The organism is Variovorax sp. 20P10.2.4, from assembly GCF_058244205.1.
This window is the reverse complement of record NZ_JBZAYE010000566.1, coordinates 1-4746: the sequence shown is the minus strand read 5'-3', so window position 1 is coordinate 4746 and position 4746 is coordinate 1. Positions and strand designations below refer to the sequence as shown.

Sequence of the window (4746 nt, the reverse complement as noted above, 5' to 3'; positions counted from 1 at the left end):
AGCCGGCGCGGCATGAGCGCGGCCGCGCGCGCCTTCATCGAGCATCTCGTCGAGGCCTTCCCCGCCGCCGTCCGGCTCGACTGAGCGCAAGCGCAACCCCCGTGATCCGACCCGCCGCGCCGATGCGGCGGTGCGGTCGCGCGCGCCATCAGGGTTTACGCAAAGACGTGGCCTCGGCATCGATGTCTACAATATGGACATACATCCACAATATGGACAAGCGACATGCCCCTCGATGATTCGGATCCGACCCCGAAGATGCCCTACCAGTACCCGAATCCTCCGGACGCGTTGCCCGAGATCGTGGTGCAGCACGCGATCCCGAGCGACGAGCGCCTGTGGGTGCCGCAGGCCGAGAACGTGTGGTTCCGCCCGCTGTGCCTGAACGCGAGCCAGGGCTACTGGATGAACCTGCTGAAGGTGCGCAAGTCGGGCGTGCTGAGCCGCCACCGCCATCCGCAGGCGGTGCACGGCTTCGTGCTCAAGGGGCGCTGGCGCTATCTCGAGCACGACTGGGAAGCCACCGAGGGCAGCTACGTGTTCGAGCCGCCGGGCGAGACGCACACGCTGTACGTGCCCGAGGACGTCGAGGAAATGATCACCTACTTCCAGGTCAACGGTGTCATGTACTACACCGACCCCTGGGGCAAGGGCATGGGCTACGAGGACGTGTTCACCAAGATCGACATGTGCCGCAAGCACTTCGACAACGTCGGCCTCGGCGCGGACTACGTCAAGCAGTTCATCCGATGAGCACGACGGCCTACGGCCGCGCCGGCTACGACTTCGCGGGCGCGGTGGCGGTGGTCACCGGCGGTGCCAGCGGCATCGGCGCGGAAGTCGCGGCGCAACTGCGGCGCAGCGGCGCGCGGGTGGCGGTGTGGGACATGGCCGAGGCCACTGCGAACGACGACGCCTGGCAGGTCGACGTGAGCGATCTCGCCACGGTCGAGCGTGCCGCCGCCGCGGTGGCCGCGCGCTTCGGCCGCATCGACTTCGTGGTCAACAGCGCGGGCTTCGCGGGACCGACGGTGCCGCTCGATGCCTACGACCCCGCCACCTGGCGCCGCATCGTCGACGTGAACCTGGTCGGCACCTTCAACGTGTGCCGCGCCGTGGTGCCGCACCTGCGTGCCGCGGGCGCGGGCCGCATCGTCAACATCGCCTCGCTGGCCGGCAAGGAGGGCACGCCCAATGCCTCGGCCTACAGCGCGGCCAAGGCCGGCGTGATCGCGCTGACCAAGTCGCTCGGCAAGGAGCTCGCGACCACCGGCATCCTGGTGAACGCGATCGCGCCGGCCGCGGTGCGCACGCCGATCCTCGAGCAGATGTCGGCCGAGCACGTGCAGACCATGATCGGCAAGAGCCCGATGCAGCGCCTGGGCGAGAGCGCCGAGGTGGCCGAGATGGTGGCCTGGCTGTGCTCGGGCTCGTGCAGCTTCAGCACCGGCGCCACCTTCGATCTCTCGGGCGGTCGGGCCACGTACTGAAGCGCCGCCAAGTTTTTTCGGTCCCATTCCTTTTCAAACCACGGAGACACACCCCATGATTCGCTTCGCCTCGAAACTGCAACGCCTCGCGGCGCTGTCGCTGCTGCCGGTGGCGGCGCTGCTGGCCGCCGCGCCCGCCTCGGCGCAATCGCGCGACTATCCCAACAAGCCGGTCGAGCTGGTGGTGCCGTTCCAGCCCGGCGGCGGCACCGACGCACTGGCGCGCGCCTTCGCCGATGCCACGCGCAAGCACATGCCGCAGAGCATGATCATCGTCAACAAGCCCGGCGCCAGCGGCGCCATCGGCTGGCAGGACGTGATCAACGCCAAGCCCGACGGCTACCGCCTCGCGGTGGTCACGGTGGAACTCACGACGCTGCCGCACATGGGCCTCGCCAAGTTCACCTACGAGGACCTCGCGCCCATCGCGCGCCTCAACGCCGACCAGGCCGCGATCACCGTGCGTGCCGATGCGCCGTGGAACACCATCGAGGAGTTCCTGGCCGCCGCGAAGAAGGACAGCGGCAAGCTCAGCGTGGGCAATGCCGGCAACGGCTCGATCTGGCACCTGGCGGCCGCCGCGCTCGAGGACAAGACCAGCGTGAAGTTCAACCACACGCCGTTCCAGGGCGCCGGTCCCGCGGTGCTCGCGCTGATGGGCGGCCACATCGACGCGGTGGCGGTGAGCCCGGCCGAGGTCACGACCTACGTGCAGGCCGGCAAGCTCAAGACGCTGGCCGTGATGGCCGAGCAGCGCGTGAAGGGCTTCGAGAAGGTGCCCACGCTCAAGGAACGCAACATCGACCTGGTGATCGGCACCTGGCGCGGCATCGCGGCGCCGAAGAACACGCCGCCCGAGGTCATCGCCTACCTGAAGACCGTGAGCCAGCAAGCCGCCAACGAGCCCGCCTTCCGCGAGGTGCTCGACAAGCAGAACCTGGGCTTCGCCTATGCCGACGACGTCGCCTTCAAGGCCACGATGGCCAAGGACAGCGCCTACTTCAAGACGCTGATGGGCAAGCTCGACATCAAGAACTGATCCACGCAAAGGCAACTTCCGTTTCATGACTTACGAGGCAGCACTCTTCAAGGGCAAGCGGGCACTGGTGTCCGGTGCCACCCAGGGCATCGGCGCCGTGATCGCCAACCACCTGGCCGCGCTCGGCGCGCAGGTCACGGCCATCGGCCTGGGCAACGGCGACGGCACGCTCGATGCCGCGGTCGAGGTCCGGCAGGCCGACGTGACCTCGGACGCGAGCCTCGAGGCCGCGATCGGCGGCATCGAGCGCCTGGACATCGTCTTCAACTGCGCCGGCATCATCCAGCGCGGCGCGGAGCACGACCTCGCGGTGTTCGAGAAGGTGCTGGCCGTGAACCTCACGGGCACGATGCGCGTGTGCGGCATGACGCGCGAGCGCCTCAAGGCGAGTGGCGGCTGCATCGTCAACACGGCCTCGATGCTGAGCTTCTTCGGCGGCGGGCTGGTGCCCGGCTATGCCTCGAGCAAGGGCGGCGTGGCCCAGCTCACCAAGTCGCTGGCGATCGCCTACGCGGCCGACGGCATCCGCGTGAACGCGATCGCGCCGGGCTGGATCGCGACGCCGCTCACGAAACCGCTGCAGGACGATCCCGCGCGCGCGGGCCCGATCCTCGCGCGCACGCCGCTGGGCCGCTGGGGCACGCCCGACGACGTGGCGCGCGCCGCGATGTTTCTCTGCACGCCGGCCGCGTCGTTCATGACCGGCGTGGTGCTGCCGGTCGACGGCGGCTACATGGTGAGCTGAGGGCGCGCCCGATGCGCGTGGACTGGATGGAGGGTATGGATAATGGCCCGGCCCTCGTTCCCGCCGGTGCCCGCGCCGGCCTCGTCCCTTCGTCCATGCCCGCTCCCCGGTCTTCCTCCGCCGCTCCCGCTTCTTCCGCCGCTTCCGCGAACCAGGTCGCGGGCACCGCCTCGTTCTCCAAGTTCATGCACGTGCTGCAACTGGTGGCCGATGCGCAGGAGCCGGTCAACGTCGCGGCGCTGATGCGTGCGAGCGGTTATCCGCGGCCCACGGTGCACCGCATCGTCGCGGCGCTGATCGCCGAGCGCCTGCTGGTCGAGCATCCGCACAGCGCGACCCTGGGGCTGGGCCCGCGGCTGATCCAGCTCGCGAGCCGCAGCTGGGGCCGCTCCGAACTGCGGCTGGCCGCCGTCGACGAGCTCAAGCGGCTGCGCGACCTCACGGGCGAGACCGTGCACCTGGCCGTGCCCAACGACACGACCATGGTCTACATCGAGAAGCTCGAGAGTCCGAGCGCGGTGCGCATGGCCTCGCGCATCGGCACCAGCGTGTCGCTGCACGCCACCGCCGTCGGCAAGGCCTACATGGCGGCGCTCGACGACGGCGCGCTCAAGGCGCTGGTCAAGCGCCTGCCGATGCCGCGCTACACGCCCAACACCACCGTCGATGCCGCAGCGCTGCGCGCCGAGGTGCAGAAGACGCGCGAGCGCGGCTGGTCGGTCGACAACGAGGAGAACGAAGCCGGCATCTTCTGCTTCGGCGCGGTGATCCGCGGCGCGGGCGGCGTGCCGGTGGCGGCGATCAGCGTGAGCACGCTGGTGTTCCGCCAGAAGGAGGACCCGGCACAGGCCTACGTGGCGCCGCTGCTCGAGGCCTGCCGCGTCATCTCGGAGCGCATCGCGCAGACGCCTTCGCTGTCGGGCAGCGACGTGCTCTGAAGCGCGTGCGGCTCAGGCCAGCGCCTTGAGCTGGAAGCCCGGCGCCCGCGCTTCCTCTTCGCTCAGCGCCACGCCCTTGGCCAGCAGCCGGCGCGCCAGCATGTGATCGCCCGCGCGGTTGAGCGTCTCGACCGCCGCGAGGCGTCCTTCGCGGATGCACAGCACGGTGGCGGCCGATGAAGCCGCATCGCGCAGCACCACGTGCGTATCGTCGGCCGCGCGCAGCCCGGCGATCTGCAGCTTGAGTTCGCCCTGGTCGCTCCAGAACCACGGCACGGGGCCGTGCGCCACCGTCTTGCCCGCGAGCCGCGCCGCCACGCTGCGCGCCTGGTCGCCGGCGTTCTGCACCGACTCGAGCCGGATCGGGCGGCCGCTGGCCGGATCGGGAAAGGCCGCCACGTCGCCGATGGCCGAGATCGCCGGATCGGAACTCAGCAGCTGCGCATCGACGCGAATGCCGTTGTCGACCGCGAGCCCGGCCTGCGCCGCGAGCTGCGTGCGCGGCTCGGCACCGATGCCGACCACCACGAGGTC

Annotated in this window: 6 protein-coding genes; 5 read left to right on the top strand and 1 reads right to left on the bottom strand. The window is 70.0% G+C overall.

Annotated elements, in window-relative coordinates:
* Positions 1 to 225: 225 nt before the first annotated feature.
* The 5 genes from AC27VN_RS33105 (at position 226) to AC27VN_RS33085 (ending at position 4212) form a co-directional block, all read left to right on the top strand.
* Positions 226 to 753 carry a 2,4'-dihydroxyacetophenone dioxygenase family protein gene (locus AC27VN_RS33105; RefSeq protein ID WP_296785834.1) on the top strand — a complete coding sequence of 176 codons (528 nt, stop codon included), beginning with the start codon at positions 226 to 228 and terminating at the stop codon, positions 751 to 753.
* The gene (locus AC27VN_RS33100) at positions 750 to 1490 is read left to right on the top strand and encodes an SDR family NAD(P)-dependent oxidoreductase (protein ID WP_296785832.1); all 741 of its coding nucleotides are present in this window, start codon (positions 750 to 752) and stop codon (positions 1488 to 1490) included. Before AC27VN_RS33105 ends, AC27VN_RS33100 begins: the two co-directional genes overlap by 4 nt.
* Before the next feature lie 55 nt (positions 1491 to 1545).
* Positions 1546 to 2529 carry a tripartite tricarboxylate transporter substrate binding protein gene (locus AC27VN_RS33095; RefSeq protein WP_093347213.1) on the top strand — a complete coding sequence of 328 codons (984 nt, stop codon included), beginning with the start codon at positions 1546 to 1548 and terminating at the stop codon, positions 2527 to 2529.
* A gap of 25 nt (positions 2530 to 2554) precedes the next feature.
* Positions 2555 to 3274: an SDR family NAD(P)-dependent oxidoreductase gene (locus AC27VN_RS33090; protein ID WP_057591225.1), complete on the top strand. Its 720-nt coding sequence runs from the start codon at positions 2555 to 2557 to the stop codon at positions 3272 to 3274.
* Positions 3275 to 3369: 95 nt separating this feature from the next.
* On the top strand, positions 3370 to 4212 hold the full coding sequence (locus tag AC27VN_RS33085) for an IclR family transcriptional regulator (RefSeq protein ID WP_490879308.1): 843 nt from the start codon (positions 3370 to 3372) through the stop codon (positions 4210 to 4212).
* 12 nt (positions 4213 to 4224) lie between these two features.
* Here the strand turns inward: AC27VN_RS33085 and AC27VN_RS33080 are convergent.
* Positions 4225 to 4746: oxidoreductase C-terminal domain-containing protein (locus AC27VN_RS33080; RefSeq protein WP_490879307.1), on the bottom strand; the 522-nt coding region annotated here is incomplete at its 5' end.